We start from the raw sequence: 18512 nt of genomic DNA, 5'->3' as shown, positions 1-18512 counted from the left end.
GGGCGGCGACGCGTTCGCGGGGCTGACGACCGAGACGCTCGCGGTGTTCGTCGCCGCGGGCGTCGTCGGCACCGCGCTGGGCAGGCTGGCGACGTTCGCGGGCGTCGACCGCGTGGGTGCGAGCGTGAACAGCGCCGGCGTCTCCGCGCGCCCGCTGTTCGCGACGCTGCTCGCGGTCGGCTTCCTCGGCGAGCCCGCGGCCCTGACCACCGCCGTCGGCGTCGTCGTGCTCGTCGTCGGCCTCGCGGCGCTCGCGCTGGCGAAAGGCGGCGACATCAGCGGCTGGGAGCCGTACGAACTCCTGTTCCCCGTCGGTGCGGCGGGCTGTTTCGCGATTGGCAACGTGCTGCGGCGCTACGGGTTGACGAGTTCGAGCGTGAGTTCGCTCGAGGCGGTGGCGCTCAACGAACTCGCCGCGCTGGCGGTGCTGGCCGGCTACGCCGTCGCCCGCGGGCTGCTGGGCGACCTCCGCACCGCACCGCGGGAGACCTGGAAGTACTTCGCCGGCAGCGGCGCGGTCACCGCGGTCGCGCTGCTGTCGCTGTTCGCCGCACTCGGCCACCCGGACGGGACCGTCGCCATCGTCGACCCGCTGGCGGCGACGGCGCCGCTGTTCACCACGGTGTTCGCGTACTTCCTGCTCGGTGATCTGGAACGCGTGACCCGCGGCGTCGTCGCCGGCGCGGCGCTGATCGTCCTCGGCGTCGCGCTGGTGACCGCCGGCCCGGCGCTGCTTCCCTGACTCGGGGGCAGGCGAGCGAGGCGACGACCACGAATTAATGTCGCCGCGGCACGTACGCCGGCCATGGCCAAGTACTCGACCGGCGGCGCCGGCGGCGGCGACGACGGGGACGCCTGCGAACTCTGCGGCACGGAGTCCGCCTCGCTCCGGAAGGCGAACGTGGCGGGCGCGGAGCTACTCGTCTGCTCGGACTGCGAGCCGATGGGCGCCAACCGCAACAAGGACCGCAAGAAGCGCGAACAGCAGGAGGGGACCCGGGACGGGGCACGGACGAACCGCAAGAAGCGCGCGGCCCAGAACACCGCGAAGCTGATCGACTCAAACGAACCCGACACCGACTGGGTCGAGGACACCGACTACGACGACGACAGCCTCCCGTACCTCGTCTCGGGCTACGGCGAGATGGTCACCGAGGCCCGACAGGACGCCGGACTCACGACCGACGAACTGGCCGCCGAACTCGAGGTCGACGAGGACGACCTGCTCGCCGTCGAGGACGGGCGCGCCATCCGCGCCGACGTTGGCGGGAGCGTGATCGCCAAACCGAGGACCGGTTCGGGATCGAACTCGCAGAGTAACCGACTACGGAGTTAGCCGGAGCCCGCGGGTTTTTGCGGGCCGGGCCACTTCCGGCGAGCATGGAGACGCTCGCCCCGGACAACCCCGAGACGCTATCCTTCGACACGACGGTCGCGGCCGTCGACGGCCGCGAGGTGCTCCTCCACGAGACGTACTTCTACCCGGAGGGCGGCGGCCAGCCAGCCGACCGCGGCGTGATCGACGACCTCCCGGTGGTCGACGTGCAGAAGTCGTCCGCCGGCGTCGCCCACACGCTCGCCGAGGAACCGGAGTTCGAGAAGGGCGACACCGTCCACTGCGTCGTCGACGCCGCGTTCCGCACCTACTGCAAGCGCGCCCACACCGCCAGCCACGTGCTGTTCGGCGCGGGCCGGCGCGTGCTCGACGACGTTGGCTACGCGGGTTTCGACATCGGCGAGGAGACCGTCCGCGTCGACTTCACCGCCGACACCGAGATCACCGACGAGCGCATGGTCGAGATGGAGCGCCTCGCGAACCGCGCGGTCTGGGACTCCCTGCCCGTGACGTGGGAGTACGAGGACACCAAGACCGCCCGCGAGCGCGAGGAGGTCGCGTTCAACACGAAGACCGAGGAGGGCGCGATGGCCGACGCCGACGAGGTGCGCGTCGTCACCGTCGAGGGGTGGGACGTGGCGGCCTGTGGCGGCACGCACGTCGCGAACACCCAGGAGATCGGCCCGATCAGCGTGCTCGAGCGCTCGAACCCCGGCGAGGGCGCGACCCGCGTCGAGTTCGCGGTCGGCCCGACGGCCATCGACGCCGCCGCCGACCGCCACGTGGCCGCCCGCGAGGCCGCACAGGCGCTCGACGTGTCGCCACCGGACCTCCCCGACGCCGTCGAGCGACTGACCGACGAGCGCGACGACCTGCGCGAGCAACTCGCCGACCTGAAGTCCGAACTGCTCTCCCTCCGCCTCGACGACCTCGAGGCCGTCGAGCGCGACGGCGGGCGCTGGCTCGTCGGCGCCGTCGAAGGGGCGACGCCGAACGACCTGGAGGGCGAACTCGCGGCGTACCTCGGCGACGACATCGACGGCGTCGCTGTCACCGGAACCTCGGGCGAGACGTTCGTCGTCGTCGCGACCGCCGGCGACGCCGACGCGAACGCGGTCGTCCAGGACGTGACCGGCGAGTTCGGCGGCGGGGGCGGCGGCAGCCCCACGTTCGCCCAGGGCGGCGGCATCCCCGTGCCGCCGCTGGAGGTCGTCGGCTACCTCCGGAACGGCGACTGAGCGATAGCTGCTGGTTCTGCTGCTGGATTTCGAGATGATTCTTGGCGCGAAACGGGCGCGGCCTACTGTCGCGCCTCAGCGCGAGGGACGAGTGAGCGACCGCAGGGAGCGAACGAGTCGGCTGGGGAGGCTCGTGGGCTGTGCGGGCGGGTGGGACTGAAAGGGGCTGTCGGCTCGACGAACCCCGGGGACGCAAGCACCGCAGGCCGAAGGCCGAGGAGCGAAGCGAGCCGCGGGAGTCGAGCCGGCAGGGGCTTTCACGGTGTTGGTGGCCAACGAACGGTCATCGACAGCTCCGAATATTCAGAAGTCGGACCGTTTTTGCGCCGTCCGGCCCACCACTCGCCCATGCATCTGCAGACCGACTCCGCGCTGACCGACGAGCAGCGCGCCATGCGGGACGCCGTCGAGGAGTTCGCCCTCGAGGAGCTCCGGCCCGAGGCGCAGGAGCTCGACGCCGAGGAGACGTTCCCCGAGGACGCGTGGGACGACCTCGCGGAACTCGACCTCACCGGACTAACGGTGCCCGCGGAGTACGGCGGCTTCGACGCCGACAAGACGACCTATTCGGTCGTGAACGAGGCCGTCGCCTACGGCCACCTCGCGGTCGCCACCGCGCTCTCGGTCCACTGCCTCGCGACCTCCTGCATCGCGGAGTTCGGCAGCGACGACGTGAAAGACGAGTGGCTGCCGGAGATGGTCGACGGCCGCCCCGTCGGCGCATTCTGTCTCTCCGAGCCCGGCGCCGGCTCCAACCCCGCGGAGATGACCACGCGCGCCGAGAAGACCGACGACGGCTACCGCATCACCGGCGAGAAGCAGTGGATCACCAACGGCGAGCGTGCCGGAGTGTACATCGTCTTCGCGAAGACCGACCCCGAGGACCGCGGCTCCATCACGCAGTTCCTCGTGCCCGCCGACTACGACGGCGTCGAGGTCGGGAAGAAGGAGCACAAGCTCGGTCTGCGGGCCAGCGACACGACGGGGATGACGTTCGACGGCGTCGAGATCCCGGAGAAGTACCGCCTCACACCGGAGGGGAAGGGGCTCTCCGCGGCGTTCAAGATCCTCACCGGCGGCCGACTCGGCATCGCCTCGCAGGCCGTCGGCGTCGCCCAGGCCGCGCTGGACGAGGCGATCGCCTACGCCGGCGAGCGCGAGCAGTTCGGCAAGCCCATCGGCGACATCGGCGCCATCCGGCAGAAGGTCGCCGACATGTCGACGCAGGTCGAAGCCTCCCGCCTGCTCTGTCGGGAGGCCGCCCGGCAGGCCGACGCCGGCGAGGACTCCCGGGTGATCGCGTCGATGGCGAAGTACTTCGCCAGCGAGGCGGCGGTGGACGTGACCAACGAGGCGGTGCAGATCCACGGCGGCTACGGCTACATGGCCGAGTTCGACGTGGAGCGGTTCTACCGCGACGCGAAGATTACCACCATCTACGAGGGGACCAGCGAGATCCAGAAGACGATCATCGCGCGGGAGTATCTGGACTGAATCGGTTTCGGGTGTTTTCGCGGCGTTCGTGGCCGCTCGAACGGCGGTTGCCGGCCGATTCGCCAAAACCCGGCCCAACCGTCCTCGATACGTGTTCACCGATACCCAGCACTCACCGTGATCGTCCCGAAGACGTACGTCTCGCTCTCGACCTGCTTCATCGACGCCTCCAACCCGGACCGGGCGGCCGCCGTCCGGCGGTCCAACTGCGCGAGCGCGTCCGTCCCCGAGGCGTCGAACAGTTCCGTACTCAGCCGCGTGAACGCCCACAGCGTCGCGTTCGCGAGCCGATTTCCTCGCGGCGCGAAGCTGGCGAGGACGACGGTGTCGGCCAGCCCGCACCACTCGCGAACCACCACCTCGGGGTCGGGAAACAGCGACGTGACGAACGTCGACAGCACCGCGTCCGCCGACTCGATCGGCGGCGTCGCGGCGTCGGCCTGCACGAGCGAGACGTTCGCCCAGCCGCGGCGGGCGACCAGCCGCCGCGCGCGGTCGAGCATCCGGTCGGTCACGTCGACGCCGACGACGCGGCCCGACGGCCCCACGGCTTCGCGGAGCGCCGGGAGGTTCGGGCCGGGGCCGCAGCCGAACTCGACCACCGTGTCGCCTGGGTCGAGCTCCAGCGCGTCGACACAGGCCGCCCGGACCCCACCCACGTCCGTCGTCGCCCGCGCGAACCAGTCGTAGAGCCGCGCCCAGCGACGGTAGCTCTCGCGGATGCGACGGCGGTGGGCGGGGTCGCTCATGCGCTGGGTTCGTCCTGGATCGCCCCGGGCGGCGTCTTGGGCCACCAGCGCTCGGGGCTCTCGCGGGCGACCGTGGAGTAGCACTGCTCGGAGTCCGCACAGCCCCGCGGGCGCTGGTAGTCGATGCCGCGCTCGGCGAGGTAAGTGACGTAGCCGTCGTCGACGCGGTCGAGTTTCTCGTGGCAGACCCAGCGTTTCCCGCAGCGGTCGGCGCCGAGGTTCCGGTACGGGCAGGTGAACGTCGTGCGCTCGGCGCCGTCGGCGGCGGTGTCGTCGATCCGGACGCCGACGGCGCGGTAGGCGAGCCTGAGCCGCCGAACCACCGACCGTGGTTCTCCGGCGCCGAGAAACAGCACGTGGGCGGCGACGTAGCCGAAGTCGTGCAGCGCGCGCTCGAACAGGGTGAGGTCGCCCGGGTCGTCCTCGAGGAGGGTCCGCAGGTCGCCGTACCACGCCGAGAGCGCGGCGATCTCTTGGTGCTCGTCGGCGGCGTCGAGGAGCGCCGCCCGGCGGGCCGGCAGCGGCGCGGCGCCGTCGCTGAGGCGGACGGACGGGACCCCCTCGACGTGTTCGAGGACGGTCTCGCGGAGGATCTCGCCCGCGGCGTAGGCGTCGACGAGCCGCCGGAGTTCGTCGCGCCACTCGCCCGCGATCCGGCGGTACGTGTCGCGCACGCCGTCGTCGACGGTCGAGAACTCGGGCTCCGCGGGCGGCTCGGGGAAGCGGTCGAGCAGGCGGCGAAGCTGCTGGGGGTCTGGCCCCGCCATACGCGATACTGGGCGCGAACGGCCTTGAAACCACCTGCGTGGGTGACACGACGCTTTTCCGCGTCGGCCGCCTCGATAGGCTATGCAGCGCGACCCAGTCGTCTACGACCTCGACGGCACGCTCGTCTCCCTCCCGGTCGACTGGGGGGCCGCACGCGACGACTTCGCCGCCGATCTCCGCGGCCTCGGCGTCGACCCTGGCGATCGGGACCTCTGGGGCCTGCTCGAACTCGCCGAGACGGCGGGGTACCGCGACCGCTTCGAGGCCGTCGTCGGCGAACACGAGCGCGAGGCCGCCCGCGAGGCGCCCGCGCTGGCGCTGGCCGACGAGCTCCGCGCCCACGACGGGCCGGCGGGCGTCTGCTCGCTCAACAGCGAGGCCGCCTGCCGGATCGCGCTCGACCGGCACGGGCTCGACGCCGACGCCGTCGTCGGCCGGGACAGCGTCGGAAGCTACAAGCCCGACCCCGAGCCGCTGCGGGCGACGCTGTCGGCGATGGGCGTCGACGGCGAGACGGCGGTGTTCGTCGGCGACTCCGAGCGCGACCGCGTGACCGCCGACCGCGCCGGCGTGCGGTTCCGCTGGGTCGAGTAGCTACTCCTCGCCGTCCCGCCAGCGCGCGTAGAGATAGACACAGAGCCCCGTGAGCACCCAGACGGGCGCGCCGACCCGGATCGCGAAAGAGACACGGGAGGGCCAGTCCGGCAGCGCCGCCTGCGTCGACAGCAGCGCCACGACCGGCGCGCCGACGAGGATCGTCAGCACGAACGTCACCTGCATCACCCAGCCGAAGTCGACGCCCTCGGGGTCGGTGGTGGCGACGCGCTCGGGCATCAGAAACGGTCGAGGAACGACTCGACGGCGCCGTTGAACGCGGCGGGCTGTTCGAGCATCGCCAGGTGGGCGGCGTCGTCGACGGTCGCCACCTCGCAGTCGGGGATCGACTCCGCCAGCGCCTCGTGGTAGTGTGGCGGCGTGAGCTTGTCGTGCTCCCCGACCACCGCCAGCGTCGGCACGTCGATCTCCTCCAGCCGGTCCCGAACGTCGAACTCGTGGCAGGTCCGGAAGTCCCGCGCGGTGGTCGCCCGGCCCGTCTCGCGCATCGCCGCCTCGCTGATTCCGACCAGCTCCTCGCTCGGCTCGTGGAACAGCCGGTCCGGCCCGTGGAGGAACTCGATCGCGCGGTCGAAGTCCTCCTCCAGCCAGACCAGCAGGTCGTCGAGCACGGGGAGCCTGGCGCCGGCGCCCGCGAGCACGAGCCCGTCGAGGTCGATCTCCCGGTCGAGCGCGACGGTCAGCGCGACGGCGGCGCCGAGGGAGTTGCCACAGAGCACGCGATCGCCGGTCTCCTCGGCGACGGCGACGACGTCGTCGGCGTAGCCCGAGAGCGCCTCGTACCCCGCCTGTGCGGTCAACGACCCGCTCTCGCCGTGGTCGCTCAGCTCCATCGCCGTCACCGGCGTCCGATCGGCCAGCCGCGACTGGGACTTCCAGACCCCCGCCGCCCCGCCGCTGCCGTGGATACAGAGCAGCCCCGGCCCCGCCTCGGTCCGCGCCGAGCGGCGGTACGCCGTCCCCCGACCGTGGTGCGAAACCCGCTTCATACCGTCGTGTCTCCCGCGCGCAGCATAAAGCCGCGGGACACGCGCCGCGGCCGCGGAGCCGCTCCCGCTCACGATCCCGCGACCGTCGCAGCGATCGGGGGGCGAAACCGACGGCGAGAGGGGCGTGGCCGACGCGTCCGCGAGTCTGAACCGCTACCCCACCCGTAATCTGTCGTTGTGCTCCCGTATGGCGATTTGCTGGCGACAGGTATAAATACTCTCGCCGATTACTTGGGGTTAGCTAATGACCACTCACCAACGCAGTATCAGTGACGAGGAGTTCGGTCGCGTCTACGAGTACGACGACAGCCTCGTGGTCGCGCTCGATCTCGCCGACGCCGAGGGGGAGGTCGCCGTCGACACCGTCGGCGAGACCGTCATCGTCGTCGTCGAGGGCGACGACGGCACGTCCACCGAGACCGAGTTCGAGCTGCCGGGCGAGGCCCGGGAGAGCACCGTGAACAACGGCGTGCTGACCGTGGAGGTGGACGCATGAAGCTCACCGTCAAGCCGCTGAAGCAGAAGGACGCCGGGCGCCGCCTCGCCGCGGTCGACCGCGTCGCCGCCGACGAGATGGATCTCTCCGGCGGCGACTTCATCCGCATCGAGGGTGGCCAGGGCGCCGCGATCGCCCGCGTCTGGCCCGGCTACCCCGAGGACGACGGCACCGGCGTCGTGCGCATCGACGGCCGGCTCCGACAGGAGGCCAGCGTCGGCATCGACGACCGCGTCGAGGTCGCGCCCGCCGACGTGAACCCCGCCGACAGCGTCACCGTGGCGCTCCCCCAGAACATGGGGATCCGGGGCGACATCGGCAGCCTCGTGCGCAAGGAGCTCTCCGGCCAGCCGGTCACCACCGGCCAGGACGTACAGCTCCCGCTCGGGTTCGGCCTGATGGGCGGGCAGGGGCAGGCGGTGCCGCTGAAGATCGCCGAGACCGACCCCGAGGGGACGGTCGTCATCACCGACTCGACGGAGGTCGAGATCAGCCAACAGCCCGCCGAGCAGATCCGCGAGGAGCGCGGCGCCGCGGCCGGCGCCGGCGGCCCCGGCGGCGCCGAGGGGCCAGACGTGACCTACGAGGACATCGGCGGCCTCGACGACGAGCTCGAGCAGGTCCGGGAGATGATCGAGCTCCCGATGCGCCACCCCGAGCTGTTCGGTCGGCTGGGGATCGAACCCCCGAAGGGCGTGCTGCTGCACGGCCCGCCCGGCACCGGGAAGACGCTGATCGCCAAGGCGGTGGCCAACGAGATCGACGCCTCGTTCCACACCATCTCGGGCCCCGAGATCATGTCGAAGTACTACGGGGAGTCCGAGGAGCAGCTCCGCGAGGTGTTCGAGGAGGCCCAGGAGGAGAGCCCGGCGATCATCTTCATGGACGAGCTCGACTCCATCGCGCCCCAGCGTGACGAAGCCGGCGGCGACGTGGAGCGCCGCGTCGTGGCCCAGCTGCTCAGCCTGATGGACGGGCTGGAGGAGCGCGGCGAGGTGGTCGTGATCGGCGCAACCAACCGCGTGGACGCCATCGACCCCGCGCTCCGCCGCGGCGGCCGCTTCGACCGCGAGATCGAGGTCGGCGTGCCGGACACCAACGGCCGCGAGGAGATCCTGCAGGTCCACACGCGCAACATGCCGCTTGCGGAGGGCGTGGACATCGAGGAGCTCGCGGAGAACACCCACGGGTTCGTCGGCGCGGACCTCGAGTCGCTGGCCAAGGAGTCGGCGATGATCGCGCTACGGCGGTTCCGCCCGGAGCTCGACCTCGAGGAGGACGAGATCGACGCCGAGACGCTCGAACGCCTCGACGTGACCGAGAAGGACTTCCGCGAGGCGCTGCGCGGGATCGAGCCCAGCGCGCTGCGTGAGGTGTTCGTCGAGGTCCCCGACGTGACCTGGGCGGACGTCGGCGGCCTCGAGGGGACGAAGGAGCGCCTGCGCGAGACGATCCAGTGGCCGCTCGACTACCCCGAGGTGTTCGAGCAGATGGACGTCGACAGCGCGAAGGGCGTGCTGCTGTACGGCCCGCCCGGCACCGGGAAGACGCTGCTCGCGAAAGCGGTCGCCAACGAGGCCGAGAGCAACTTCATCTCGGTGAAGGGGCCCGAACTGCTGGACAAGTACGTGGGCGAGTCCGAGAAGGGCGTCCGCGAGATCTTCAGCAAGGCCCGCGAGAACGCCCCGACGGTGGTGTTCTTCGACGAGATCGACGCCATCGCGACCGAGCGCGGCCGCAACTCCGGCGACTCGGGCGTCAGCGAGCGCGTCGTCTCCCAACTCCTCACCGAGCTGGACGGGCTCGAGGAGCTCGAGGACGTGGTCGTCGTCGCGACCACGAACCGGCCGGACCTGATCGACAGCGCGCTGATCCGTCCCGGCCGGCTGGACCGCCACGTCCACGTCCCCGTGCCCGACGAGGACGCGCGCCGCGCGATCCTCGACGTGCACACGAAGCACAAGCCGCTGGCCGACGACGTGGATCTCGACGAGATCGCGGCCCAGACCGACGGCTACGTCGGCGCCGACCTCGAGGCGCTGGCCCGCGAGGCGTCGATGAACGCCACCCGGGAGTTCATCAACAGCGTCTCGCCCGAGGAGGCCGCCGAGAGCGTGGGCAACGTCCGCGTGACGATGGCCCACTTCGAGGAGGCGCTCGACGAGGTGGTGCCGTCGGTCACCGACGAGACCCGCGAGCAGTACCGCAAGATCGAGGAGCGGTTCCAGAAGTCCGAGGTCGAGACCGAGGAGGAGCCCGCGGCTCCGACGTTCCAGTAACGCCGCGCCCGACGATTTTTCGGTGTTTTCGAAGCCGATAGCGGTAGCTACGCCTCGGGCAGGTCGTACGTGACGCCGGTGAGCGCCTCGGACACGTCCCAGAGTCGGTCGGCGGCGTCCTCGTCGTAGGACAGATCGCTCGACGCCTGTTTCGCCGGCGCGCCGCGCATGTTCAGCAGGCCGCCCGGGCCGACGTAGTCGCCGCCGTCGACGCCCTCGGCGGTCGCGGCGTACAGCATCGGCAGCGCCCCGCGCGTGGCCGACTGGCCGAACAGGGCGTTGGCGAGCTTCATCGCGTACAGCCGGACCGTGGCGCCTTCCGCCTCGGGCCCGCGGGCCTGGAGGTTCGTGTCGGCGTACCCCGGGTGACAGCCCACGCTGACGACCGCCGCCCCCGCGGCGTCGAGCCGGCGGTCCAGTTCGTAGGCGAACAGCAGGTTCGCCAGCTTGCTCTGGGCGTACGCGCCCCACTTGTCGTACGCCGCCTCGTGCTGGAGGTCACTGAAGTTGATGCTCCCCTGCTCGTGGACGCCGCTGCTCTGGGTCACCACGCGGGTCTCGCCCGCGGTGTCCCGCAGCGCGCCGAGCAGGTGGCCCGTGAGCGCGAAGTGGCCCAGGTGGTTGACGCCGAACTGGCGCTCGAACCCGTCTGCGGTCTCGCCGCGGGGGATCGCCATCACGCCGGCGTTGTTGCAGAGGACGTGCAGCTCGTCGAAATCCGCCGCGAACGTCTCGGCGAAGCTCGCGACCGAGTCCAGATCTCCCAGGTCGAGCGCCATCACGGTCAGCGAGCCCGCGTCGGGCGCCGACGCCCACGCGGGGCCGTCCGCCAGGCGCTCCCGGATCTCCTCGGCCGCCGTCCGCCCGCGGTCGAGGCTGCGACAGCCCATCACCACGTCGGCGCCGTGGCCCGCCAAGGCCAGGCTCGCCTCGTAGCCGAGCCCGCTGTTGGCGCCGGTGACGACGGCGGTCCGGCCGCCCTGTGCGGGCATCGACGATCTGTCCCAGCTCATGCCGGACCGGTCGGTCAGGGACGGGGTAACCGTTGGGGTGCCGGGGGGCGCCGAGTTTCAGAACCGATAGCCGGCGCCCGAGAACTATGGGCTCGCGGCCAGACCGGGCGTCCATGACCGCGATCCGGACCGACGACCTGCGGAAGGCCTACGGCGACGTGGCCGCGCTCGCGGGGCTCTCGCTCTCGATCGACTCGAGCGAGCTGTACGGGCTGCTCGGCCCCAACGGCGCCGGGAAGACCACCGCGATGGAGCTGCTGACTGGGCAGATCGTCGCCGACGCGGGGTCGGCCGAGGTGCTCGGCGTCGATCCCGCGGCCGACCCCCTCGGCGTCCGCGAACGGGTCGGGATCCTCCCCGAGAAGGAGTCGCCACCGAGCTTCTCGACGCCCCGTGAGTACTTCCAGTTCGTCGGCGCCGTCCGGGGGATGGCCGACGACGAGGTGGACGAACGGACCGAGCGCTGGGCCGAGCGCCTCTCCTTCACCGAGAAGCTGGACACGCTCTCGACGGATCTCTCGCGCGGCCAGCAGCAGAAGACGATGATCGCCGGCGCCTTCCTCCACGAGCCCGAGGTCGTGTTCATCGACGAGCCGCTGGCGAACCTCGATCCGATCGTCCAGGAGCGCGTCAAGCGGTTCCTGACGAACTACCGCGAGGCGGGCAACACCGTCGTCGTCTCGACGCACAACGTCGACGTGGCCGCGGAGCTCTGCTCGCGGGTCGGGATCGTCAACGCCGGCGAGCTGGTCGCGGAGGTGGAGCCGTCGAGCCTGAGCGCCGACGAGACGCTGCTCGACGCCTTCGTCGCGAACGTCGACGCCGGCGAGGAGTGGGACGGCGATGCCTGACGGAGAATCCCCTTCACGGTGGGAACGCGACAAGACCGTCTTCCGCGAGATGCTGCGCGAGGAGTGGCGCCTCCACAGCGAGCTGCTCGGCGGCGGCCGCTTCGGCGCGTTCCCGCTACTGATCGTCGCGCTCGTGGCGGGCGCGGTGTGGCTGCTCGACTTCTCGGGCACCGACCCCGGCGCCGTCGTCGCGGGGATGCACGCGCTGGCGTTCGTGTTCGGGCTGCACACAGGCTCGATCGGCTTCGTCGGCCGCGACGCGGTGGCGAACGTGCTGGGCGACGTGACGCTGATCGTCTTCTCCGCGCGCACGCTGCCGCTCTCCCAGAGCCGTCTGCTGGGGATCTTCGTCGTGAAGGACGTGCTCTACTACGCGGTCCTGTTCCTGCTCCCGATGGCCGTCGGCGTCGCCCCGGCGGCGCTCGCGGGCGCCGGGGTCGGACTGGCGACGATCCCGCTGCTCTGGGCGACGCTCGTGACGACGTTCGTGCTCGGGATCGGGCTCACGATCGCCGGCGTCGGCCTGTCGGCGAACGGGCTCCCGGGTCGCGCGCTCCTGCTCGGCCTCGTCGGCGGCGCCGTCGCGGCGTGGTACACGGGCGTCCCGGTCGTCGGCTACACACCGTACGGCCTCTACCTCGACCCGGGGCCCGAGAGCGCCGGCGCCTCCGCCGCGCTGATCCTCGCGGCCTACGCCGTCGGCGCGGCGACGTTCGACCCGCAGACGCAGTCCGCCGATCGCTCCGTCGGCCCGGCGTTCCGGCGCTGGCTCGCCCGCGTCGGCGACCCCGTGGCGGCGAAGACCCTCCTGGACGTGCGCCGCAGCTCCGGCGGCGTCGGGAAGCTGCTGTTCTCCGCCGCGGTGCTGCTGGGCGTCACCGCGGGGCTTGTCGACCTCGCCGCCGACATCACCGGCGTCGCGCCCTCGGTCGGTGTCTCCTTCGGCGCCGTGCTGGGGCTGACTGGGTTCACGACGTACAACTGGCTCACGACGAACGACGACGTGGAGAGCTACCTAGCCCACCCCATCGACACCGCGGCGGTGTTCCACGGGAAACTGCGGGCGTTCCTGCTGCTCGGCCCCGCGGTGGGGCTGGCGTTCTACGCCGTCGGCGTCGCCTGGCGCGGGACGCCGATCGCCGAGGCGGTCGTGGGCGCCGTCGTCCTCGTCGGCGTCGCCTGCTACGTGTTCGGGCTGACGATCTACCTCGCGGGGCTGTCGCCCAACGAGTTCCTGTTCGACACGGGGCTGTACGCCGCCTTCGGCGCCGCGATCGCGCTCCCGCTGGTGCCGATTCTGGTCGTCGCGTTCGCGTTCGCGCCGGTGTCGTCGACGCTGCTCGCGGCGCTCGGTACGGGTGGCGCGGTGCTGGGCGCGGTGGGGTTCGGGCTGTACCGGCGCTCGCTCGGGAAGTGGGGCGCGTACCACCGGGCGTAGCTCTGGACGGCGTCCGACTGGCGGGCCCACGAAGCTATAACTGAACCCCGGTACAGCACCCGCCCATGTTCGACGCCGACGATCCGGGCACCGTGATCAACGAGTTCCTGATCGTCCTGTTCGTGCCGGGTATCCTGCTGTTCGTCGCGCTCTGGGCGGCGTTCCGGCTCGCATTCGACGACGCGCTGCGGTCGGTGGGGCTAGCGCCGATCGAGCCCGCGATGGGCGCCGGCGCCATCGCCAGTGGGTACGGGCGGTTCTTCCTGCTGATCGTCGTCACGACGGCGCTGTTGCTACCCTACGCCGCCGTCTACCGGCGGTTCGTTCGCGACACGCTCCGCGCCCGAGGGATCGTCTGAGCGGCACGGTCGGCGCGTCGAGGGCGCTCGGCCGATTCACACCCCTTTTTGCGACGCCGGGCAGTACGATCCGGTAATGGACGAGGATCTCCGCGAGCGGGTCGAACGGGAGGCCGAGAAGCACGCCCTGTTCAACGCGCTCGAACACGGCAGCGACGCCGAGGTCGGCCCGATCATGGGGCCGCTGATGGGCGAGAACCCCGAGTTCCGCCAGCACGGCGACGAGATCGCGGGCGTCGTCGCCCCGGTCGTCTCGCGGGTCAACGGGATGGACGCCGACGAGCAGGAGGCGCGCCTGCAGGAACTGGACGAGGAGCTCTACGAGGAGCTGATGGCCGAGGAGGAGTCGGACGATCAGGTCCTGCCCGACCTCCCGAACGCCGACGAGTACGACGAGATCCGGATGCGCGCGGCGCCGAACCCCAACGGCCCGTGGCACCTGGGCCACGCCCGGATGCCGGCGGTGATGGGCACCTACACCGAGGAGGTGTACGACGGCCACTTCATCGTCCGGTTCGACGACACCGACCCCGAGACGAAGCGCCCGGACCTCGACGCCTACGACGCCATCCTCGACGACATCGACTACCTCGGGTTCACGCCCGACGAGGTGCTGAAAGCCTCCGACCGCGTCGAGACGTACTACGAGCACGCCCGGAAGCTCATCGACGAGGGCGGCGCGTACACCTGCTCCTGCTCGGGCGAGACGTTCTCGGAGCTGAAGAACGACGCCGAGGCCTGCCCGCACCGCGACAAGGATCAGGAGACCGTCCACGCGGAGTTCGACGACATGGTCGCCGGCGAGTACTCCTCCGGCGAGATGGTGCTCCGGGTGAAGACCGACATCGAGCACAAGAACCCCGCGCTGCGTGACTGGGTCGCGTTCCGGATGGTCGACACCCCGCACCCGCGCGAGGAAGCGAGCGAGTACCGCTGCTGGCCGATGCTCGACTTCCAGTCCGGCATCGACGACCACCTCACCGGCGTCACGCACATCATCCGCGGCATCGACCTGCAGGACTCCGCGAAGCGCCAGCGGTTCGTCTACGACTACTTCGGCTGGGAGTACCCCGAGGTGCTCCACTGGGGCCACGTCCAGATCGACGCCTACGACGTGCAGATGAGCACGTCGACGATCATCGAGAAGATCGAGAACGGCGAGCTCTCGGGCTGGGACGACCCGCGCGCGCCGACGATCGCCTCAGTGCGCCGGCGCGGGATCCGGGGCCAAGCACTCGTCGACGCGATGCTCGAACTCGGGCTCTCGACCTCCGACGTGGATCTCGCGATGTCGACGGTGTACTCGAACAACCGGAACCTGATCGACGACGACGCCGACCGGCGCTTCTTCGTCCGCGACGGCGTCGAGGTGCCGGTCTCGGGCGGCCCCGACGTGGCGAACCCGCCGCTGCACCCCGACCACGAGGAGCGCGGCACGCGGGAGATCCCCGTCGGCGACGCGGTGCTCGTCGAGGAGGAGGATCTCCCCGAGGCGGGCGAGAGAGTCTGGCTCAAAGGGTTCGGGCCCGTGCGGCGCACCGCCGACGGGTTCGAGTACACCGACGACGACCTCTCGGTCGTCAAGAGCGGCGACGTGGACGTGATCCACTGGGTGCCCGCGTCCGAGAGCGTCGACCTGCGCCTGCGGACGATGGACGGCGACGAGACCGGCCACGCGGAGCCCGGCTACGCCGACTACGACGCCGACGAGATGCTGCAGTTCGAGCGCGTCGGCTTCGCCCGCGTCGACGAGCAGCAGGAGGGCGGCGAGTCGGTGGCGTACTACGCCCACCCGTAGTCGGGAGCGGCGCCGTCGACGGCCGGATCGACCGCTCGCGCGGAGCCGGCGTCAGGAGGAGATGAGGACGACGGCGACGATCGCCAGCCCGACGCCGGCGACGTTCGCCGCGCTGAGCTCGGCCTCGAAGTAGAGCACGCCGACGATCACGGGGACGACGAAGTACAGCGCGGCGATCGCCGACACGATCGCGACGCTCCCGCGCTCGAGCGCGGCGTAGAAGCTGATGCTCCCGACCGCGAGAAACGCCCCCGACAGCAGCGCGAACGCCACGTCCGTCCCGGTGCCGCTGATCGGCCGCCGCGCCGAGAGCACGTAGCCGCCGACGAGCGTCAGGCTCGCCACGTACGAGAGGAACACGGCGTTGACGGCCGACAGCGACCGGGTGGCGACGCCCGCCGCCACCGCCCAGCCGCCGAACAACACCAGCGCGCCGAACGCGAGCACGATCCCGAGGTTGAGCACGTCGGTGGAAACCGAACCGGACGGAGAAGGGCTTCGGTCTCGACGGACGGGACCTCACAGTAGCCTGAGAGACAGAGTTAACCACGGGTTCGCCTTTGACAGCGTATGGCACGGACGGGCCGATCACGGAACATCCCGCACTGGTACGGGGGCGATGACGACGAGGTGCTGTCGCTCACCTCGGGCGAGGGCGCCCGAGTCACCGACGACGACGCGGCACAGTACCTCGACTTCATGGCGCAGCTGTACTGCGTGAACGCCGGCCACTCCTGTGAGCCGATCGTCGACGCGATGACGGCCCAGGCCCGGGAGATCCCGTACGTCTCCTCCTCGAAGACCACCCCGGCCCGCGACGAGCTGGCGGCGCGGCTGGCCGACCGCGCGCCCGGGGACCTGAACGACGTGTTCTTCTCGGTCTCCGGCAGCGAGGCCAACGAGTCGGCGATCCAGATCGCCCGGGAGCTGCAGGACGCGCCGAAAGTGCTGACGCGCTGGCGCTCCTACCACGGCTCGACGTACGCGGCGGGGGCGCTCTCGGGCGACCCCGAGACCCGGGCCGCCGTCGAGCGCCACGCCGGAACGACAGGCCACGGGAAGTTCCTTCCGCCGATGGTCAACAACTCCCCCTTCGACGGCGACACGCCCGAGGCGATCGCCGAGCAGGCCGCCGACCACCTGGAGTTCGTCATCAAGAACGAGGGGCCGGACTCCGTCGCCGCCGTGCTCACCGAGCCCGTCGCCGGCACCTCCGGCGCCTACCCGGCACCGCCGGGCTACTTCGAGCGCGTGCGGGAGATCTGCGACGCGTACGACGTGCTGCTGATCGTCGACGAGGTGATCTCGGGGTTCGGCCGCTGTGGCGACTGGTTCGGCATTGGGACCGAGGGCGTGGAGCCGGACATGATCACCTTCGCGAAGGGGGTCACCAGCGCGTACGCGCCGCTGGCGGGGGTGATCGCCGACGAGGGGATCGCCGCCGAGATCCGCGCGGAGGGCCACCCGCTCGGGCAGACGTTCGCCGGCCACCCCGTCGCCTGCGCCGCGGGCAACGCCGCGATGGACGCCTACGCCGACGGGCTGATCGAGAACGCCCGCGAGCTGGCGCCGTACCTCGAAGCCCGGCTCCGCGACCTCGAGGAGCAGCACGACGAGGTCGCGCACGTCCACGGTCGCGGGCTCCTGTGGGCGGTCGAGTTCGCCGACCCGGAGACCGGCGAGCCGTACGTCGATCCGCGGGTCGAGCCCGACGCCGACAACCCCGTCGAGGACGTGCGCGAGGTGGCGCGAGAGCACGGTGTGCTGTTCGGCTCGGGCCGGCCGGACACGCAGGTGCTGTGTTCACCGCCGCTGTGTATCGACCGCGACGACGTGGAGGAGGCCGTCGACGCGCTGGCGGCGGGGATCGAGGCGACGTTCTGAGTGGGGCGGCGCGGGTGGCAAGTCGTTCGCCGTAGTTACTCGTGAGAGAACCGCGGCATCGCGCTCCGACGGGCGACACGGCGGTCGACCGTGGTCACGCGCCGCGGTTCACTCGTGAAAAAATCACGCCAGAGTCTCCGTGGCCGCGCGACAGAGCGCGCGGCAGGTCGTTCGCCGAGATTATTCGTGCGCCGCGTCCCACTCGTCGGGCTTCTTCGCGTTCCCGCAGACGTTGCACTCGATCCGGCCCATCGGGTCGACCGCGTTGTCGGTCGTCTCGCAGTTGCCACAGAAGTAGCCCCAGCGCTCCTCGCCGGCCTCGGAGACGTAGGCGACGTAGAAGATCCCCTTCGACCCCCGCTCGCCGTCGGTGTCGTCGACGTACACCGTCTCGCCCTCCGCCGTCCGGATGGCCTCCAGTTGCATGGCCGAACCAAGACGGTGGGGGGTGAAGAACGTACGGCTCCCGCCCTACCGCGTCGCCCGCTTCCACTCGGCGAGCCCGAGCCGCCCGCCGTCGAGCTCCTCGGCCGGCGCCTCCGTCGCCGCCCAGCGGAACAGCCCGACCACGTCCGCGGGGTCGCGGCCCTGCCCGCCCGTGAGGTCGCTGTCGACGACGCCGGGGTCGACGACGCCGACGGGCTGGTCGACCTCGACGGCGAACTGCCGCGCCACGGCCTCCGCTGCGGCTTTCGACACGGCGTAGCCGCCGTAGCCCGCCTTGGCGTCGGTGGCGACCGACCCCGAGGGGACCAACACCCGCGCGTCGTCGGCGAGGTGGGGGAGCGCCTCCCTGATCGCGACGAACACGCCGCGGGTGTTGGTCCGGAGCTCGTCGTCGAAGGCGGCGTAGCTCTCCTCGGCGAGGCGCTGCTCGCCGGGCGCGCCGTGGAACACTGCCGCACAGGGGATCACGAGGTCGATCTCCGTGCCGGCCTTCGCCGCGCGCTCCATCAGGTACTCCACGTCGAACTCGTCGCGGGCGTCGACGCGCATCGTCTCGACGCCCGCGATCTCCTCGAACCGGCCCTCGTCTGCGTGGACGCCGGCGAGCACCGTCGCGCCCTCGTCGGCGAACGCCTCGGTCAGCGCGCCGCCGACGGCGCCGCCGGCGCCGGTGACGACGACTGTAGAGTTCTCCATGGCGGAAGATGGGGCGGCCGGAACTTAGCCGTACGGCTCCCGGACGGTGGGGGCCGGCGTCG

19 protein-coding genes and 1 pseudogene are annotated in these 18512 nt (G+C 71.2%); 12 read left to right on the top strand and 8 right to left on the bottom strand.

Annotated elements, in window-relative coordinates; all coding sequences use genetic code 11:
* The 4 genes and pseudogenes from ACP95_RS00520 to ACP95_RS00505 all read left to right on the top strand — a co-directional run.
* A partial coding sequence (locus ACP95_RS00520) for an EamA family transporter (RefSeq protein WP_049979332.1) occupies window positions 1–742 on the top strand: 742 nt, incomplete at its 5' end.
* Between the two features lie 63 nt (window positions 743–805).
* A pseudogene (locus ACP95_RS00515) lies at window positions 806–1320 on the top strand (helix-turn-helix domain-containing protein).
* A 60-nt stretch (window positions 1321–1380) separates the two neighbouring features.
* Entirely contained in the window at window positions 1381–2574 is a 1194-nt protein-coding gene (locus ACP95_RS00510; protein ID WP_049979331.1) for a serine-tRNA(Ala) deacylase AlaX, read from the top strand.
* Window positions 2575–2922: 348 nt separating this feature from the next.
* Window positions 2923–4068 carry an acyl-CoA dehydrogenase family protein gene (locus ACP95_RS00505; RefSeq protein WP_049979330.1) on the top strand — a complete coding sequence of 382 codons (1146 nt, stop codon included), beginning with the start codon at window positions 2923–2925 and terminating at the stop codon, window positions 4066–4068.
* 95 nt (window positions 4069–4163) lie between these two features.
* Here ACP95_RS00505 and ACP95_RS00500 read toward each other — a convergent pair whose 3' ends face one another.
* Window positions 4164–4817, bottom strand: coding sequence for a class I SAM-dependent methyltransferase (locus tag ACP95_RS00500; RefSeq protein WP_049979329.1), 654 nt, complete (start codon window positions 4815–4817; stop codon window positions 4164–4166).
* On the bottom strand, window positions 4814–5584 hold the full coding sequence (locus ACP95_RS00495) for a hypothetical protein (RefSeq protein ID WP_049979328.1): 771 nt from the start codon (window positions 5582–5584) through the stop codon (window positions 4814–4816). The genes ACP95_RS00500 and ACP95_RS00495 overlap by 4 nt, the downstream gene beginning before the upstream one ends.
* An 82-nt stretch (window positions 5585–5666) precedes the next feature.
* Between ACP95_RS00495 and ACP95_RS00490 the strand changes: the two genes are divergently transcribed.
* Window positions 5667–6179 (top strand): HAD family hydrolase, encoded by a 513-nt coding sequence (locus tag ACP95_RS00490; protein WP_049979327.1) that lies wholly within the window; start codon window positions 5667–5669, stop codon window positions 6177–6179.
* On the opposite strand, the gene ACP95_RS00485 is transcribed toward ACP95_RS00490, so the two are convergent.
* Together ACP95_RS00485 and ACP95_RS00480 are read right to left on the bottom strand one after the other, a co-directional pair.
* Window positions 6180–6419 carry a DUF5822 domain-containing protein gene (locus ACP95_RS00485; RefSeq protein ID WP_049979326.1) on the bottom strand — a complete coding sequence of 80 codons (240 nt, stop codon included), beginning with the start codon at window positions 6417–6419 and terminating at the stop codon, window positions 6180–6182. It lies immediately after the preceding gene.
* On the bottom strand, window positions 6419–7189 hold the full coding sequence (locus ACP95_RS00480; RefSeq protein WP_049979325.1) for an alpha/beta fold hydrolase: 771 nt from the start codon (window positions 7187–7189) through the stop codon (window positions 6419–6421). Before ACP95_RS00480 ends, ACP95_RS00485 begins: the two co-directional genes overlap by 1 nt.
* 244 nt (window positions 7190–7433) lie before the next feature.
* Here ACP95_RS00480 and ACP95_RS00475 point away from each other — a divergent pair, with 244 nt between their 5' ends.
* A complete protein-coding gene (locus ACP95_RS00475) occupies window positions 7434–7685 on the top strand; it encodes a DUF7127 family protein (protein ID WP_049979324.1) in 252 nt (83 codons plus the stop codon).
* Window positions 7682–9964, top strand: a complete 2283-nt coding sequence (locus ACP95_RS00470; RefSeq protein ID WP_049979323.1) for a CDC48 family AAA ATPase — start codon at window positions 7682–7684, stop codon at window positions 9962–9964. The genes ACP95_RS00475 and ACP95_RS00470 overlap by 4 nt, the downstream gene beginning before the upstream one ends.
* Before the next feature lie 47 nt (window positions 9965–10011).
* Here the strand turns inward: ACP95_RS00470 and ACP95_RS00465 are convergent, their stop codons facing one another.
* A complete protein-coding gene (locus ACP95_RS00465) occupies window positions 10012–10977 on the bottom strand; it encodes an oxidoreductase (RefSeq protein WP_049979322.1) in 966 nt (321 codons plus the stop codon).
* Window positions 10978–11090: 113 nt separating this feature from the next.
* Here ACP95_RS00465 and ACP95_RS00460 point away from each other — a divergent pair, with 113 nt between their 5' ends.
* The 4 genes from ACP95_RS00460 to ACP95_RS00445 all read left to right on the top strand — a co-directional run bounded on the left by ACP95_RS00460 (window position 11091) and on the right by ACP95_RS00445 (window position 15423).
* Entirely contained in the window at window positions 11091–11828 is a 738-nt protein-coding gene (locus ACP95_RS00460; RefSeq protein ID WP_049979321.1) for an ABC transporter ATP-binding protein, read from the top strand.
* Complete coding sequence (locus ACP95_RS00455) at window positions 11821–13266, top strand: hypothetical protein (protein WP_049979320.1); 1446 nt, start codon at window positions 11821–11823, stop codon at window positions 13264–13266. The genes ACP95_RS00460 and ACP95_RS00455 overlap by 8 nt, the downstream gene beginning before the upstream one ends.
* Window positions 13267–13331: 65 nt before the next feature.
* Window positions 13332–13625, top strand: a complete 294-nt coding sequence (locus ACP95_RS00450; RefSeq protein ID WP_049979319.1) for a hypothetical protein — start codon at window positions 13332–13334, stop codon at window positions 13623–13625.
* Between the two features lie 76 nt (window positions 13626–13701).
* Entirely contained in the window at window positions 13702–15423 is a 1722-nt protein-coding gene (locus ACP95_RS00445) for a glutamate--tRNA ligase (protein WP_049979318.1), read from the top strand.
* A 51-nt stretch (window positions 15424–15474) separates the two neighbouring features.
* Here ACP95_RS00445 and ACP95_RS00440 read toward each other — a convergent pair whose 3' ends face one another.
* Complete coding sequence (locus tag ACP95_RS00440) at window positions 15475–15888, bottom strand: EamA family transporter (RefSeq protein ID WP_049979317.1); 414 nt, start codon at window positions 15886–15888, stop codon at window positions 15475–15477.
* A 105-nt stretch (window positions 15889–15993) separates the two neighbouring features.
* Between ACP95_RS00440 and ACP95_RS00435 the strand changes: the two genes are divergently transcribed.
* Entirely contained in the window at window positions 15994–17307 is a 1314-nt protein-coding gene (locus tag ACP95_RS00435; protein WP_049979316.1) for an aminotransferase family protein, read from the top strand.
* Between the two features lie 180 nt (window positions 17308–17487).
* On the opposite strand, the gene ACP95_RS00430 is transcribed toward ACP95_RS00435, so the two are convergent.
* Window positions 17488–17733 (bottom strand): DUF5816 domain-containing protein, encoded by a 246-nt coding sequence (locus tag ACP95_RS00430; protein ID WP_202593742.1) that lies wholly within the window; start codon window positions 17731–17733, stop codon window positions 17488–17490.
* A gap of 45 nt (window positions 17734–17778) precedes the next feature.
* Window positions 17779–18450, bottom strand: a complete 672-nt coding sequence (locus ACP95_RS00425; RefSeq protein WP_049979315.1) for an SDR family oxidoreductase — start codon at window positions 18448–18450, stop codon at window positions 17779–17781.
* Window positions 18451–18512: the final 62 nt, after the last annotated feature.

Origin of the sequence: Halolamina rubra, from assembly GCF_000739555.1 — an archaeon.
GTDB classification, from domain to species: domain Archaea; phylum Halobacteriota; class Halobacteria; order Halobacteriales; family Haloferacaceae; genus Halolamina; species Halolamina rubra.
This window is presented reverse-complemented; position numbering and strand designations above follow the sequence as displayed.

What these genes read in the sequence shown, in the direction of transcription:
- ACP95_RS00425 (WP_049979315.1), bottom strand. Translation starts at nt 18,450, where the DNA reads ATGGAGAACTCTACAGTCGTCGTCACCGGCGCCGGCGGCGCCGTCGGC.
- ACP95_RS00495 (WP_049979328.1), bottom strand. Translation starts at nt 5,584, where the DNA reads ATGGCGGGGCCAGACCCCCAGCAGCTTCGCCGCCTGCTCGACCGCTTC.
- ACP95_RS00505 (WP_049979330.1), top strand. Translation starts at nt 2,923, where the DNA reads ATGCATCTGCAGACCGACTCCGCGCTGACCGACGAGCAGCGCGCCATG.
- ACP95_RS00455 (WP_049979320.1), top strand. Translation starts at nt 11,821, where the DNA reads ATGCCTGACGGAGAATCCCCTTCACGGTGGGAACGCGACAAGACCGTC.
- ACP95_RS00480 (WP_049979325.1), bottom strand. Translation starts at nt 7,189, where the DNA reads ATGAAGCGGGTTTCGCACCACGGTCGGGGGACGGCGTACCGCCGCTCG.
- ACP95_RS00460 (WP_049979321.1), top strand. Translation starts at nt 11,091, where the DNA reads ATGACCGCGATCCGGACCGACGACCTGCGGAAGGCCTACGGCGACGTG.
- ACP95_RS00500 (WP_049979329.1), bottom strand. Translation starts at nt 4,817, where the DNA reads ATGAGCGACCCCGCCCACCGCCGTCGCATCCGCGAGAGCTACCGTCGC.
- ACP95_RS00475 (WP_049979324.1), top strand. Translation starts at nt 7,434, where the DNA reads ATGACCACTCACCAACGCAGTATCAGTGACGAGGAGTTCGGTCGCGTC.
- ACP95_RS00450 (WP_049979319.1), top strand. Translation starts at nt 13,332, where the DNA reads ATGTTCGACGCCGACGATCCGGGCACCGTGATCAACGAGTTCCTGATC.
- ACP95_RS00490 (WP_049979327.1), top strand. Translation starts at nt 5,667, where the DNA reads ATGCAGCGCGACCCAGTCGTCTACGACCTCGACGGCACGCTCGTCTCC.
- ACP95_RS00465 (WP_049979322.1), bottom strand. Translation starts at nt 10,977, where the DNA reads ATGAGCTGGGACAGATCGTCGATGCCCGCACAGGGCGGCCGGACCGCC.
- ACP95_RS00435 (WP_049979316.1), top strand. Translation starts at nt 15,994, where the DNA reads ATGGCACGGACGGGCCGATCACGGAACATCCCGCACTGGTACGGGGGC.
- ACP95_RS00485 (WP_049979326.1), bottom strand. Translation starts at nt 6,419, where the DNA reads ATGCCCGAGCGCGTCGCCACCACCGACCCCGAGGGCGTCGACTTCGGC.
- ACP95_RS00470 (WP_049979323.1), top strand. Translation starts at nt 7,682, where the DNA reads ATGAAGCTCACCGTCAAGCCGCTGAAGCAGAAGGACGCCGGGCGCCGC.
- ACP95_RS00445 (WP_049979318.1), top strand. Translation starts at nt 13,702, where the DNA reads ATGGACGAGGATCTCCGCGAGCGGGTCGAACGGGAGGCCGAGAAGCAC.
- ACP95_RS00510 (WP_049979331.1), top strand. Translation starts at nt 1,381, where the DNA reads ATGGAGACGCTCGCCCCGGACAACCCCGAGACGCTATCCTTCGACACG.
- ACP95_RS00430 (WP_202593742.1), bottom strand. Translation starts at nt 17,733, where the DNA reads ATGCAACTGGAGGCCATCCGGACGGCGGAGGGCGAGACGGTGTACGTC.